This is a genomic window from Rahnella perminowiae (assembly GCF_019049755.1).
In the GTDB taxonomy this organism is placed as follows: Bacteria; Pseudomonadota; Gammaproteobacteria; order Enterobacterales; family Enterobacteriaceae; genus Rahnella; species Rahnella perminowiae.
The window spans coordinates 1-636 of record NZ_JAFMOS010000091.1 but is presented as its reverse complement, the minus strand read 5'-3'; the positions used below and the strand labels follow the sequence as shown (position 1 = coordinate 636).

The following is a 636-nucleotide window of genomic DNA, read 5'->3' as shown; positions in this document are numbered from 1 at the left end:
AATGAATGGCTGTTAGATAGAACATTAAATTACCTAACAAACATAATGCGGAATAGATATGAAGGAAAAAAGTAACTATTTCCCATACGTTTCACAGTGGGCTAGCGGAAAGTATAATTCAGCGATTATGCAGGGCATGGATCCCTGCTGCGATCCTAACTGGTCAATAATTTCCGGGTTTGTTGATGAAAAAGTTTATCGTTTTTGGTCATGGAAAATGTGCGGTATAGCCGCATTCAGGTTTTATCTTCTTTGTTTAGATAAGAAATGCCTTTCAAGTTTCCAACTATTGCAGATGGCAATCGAGCGGCGGTGCCTACGTAAAAAAAGAAAATGAGGAAGTTCTGGGGCTTATATACAGGCCGTTCTGCGAAATGATATCAGAACACTTCAATATTAAAGCTCAAGTTGAAACTGAGCTCTATCAGAGTAAATTAGAATGGTATATGGAAAATGATAGGCCGGTGATCGGTTCTGTATCTAATACAATTAGCACAGAGGGACAGAGCGGAAAAAAAAAGGAGGGCATCTAGTTTTATGCTATAGGTTACATGAAGGAATTATTTACTTTAATGACCCTGCATCTGTTAATCCAGACCCACATTCATCTTCTATGGAAATAAATAGATTTTATAC

Annotated in this window: 1 protein-coding gene; it reads left to right on the top strand. The window is 37.6% G+C overall.

Annotated features, from left to right (window positions below; translation table 11 throughout):
* Positions 1-58 precede the first annotated feature (58 nt).
* Entirely contained in the window at positions 59-337 is a 279-nt protein-coding gene (locus J1785_RS00470) for a hypothetical protein (protein ID WP_217137480.1), read from the top strand.
* Positions 338-636 lie beyond the last annotated feature (299 nt).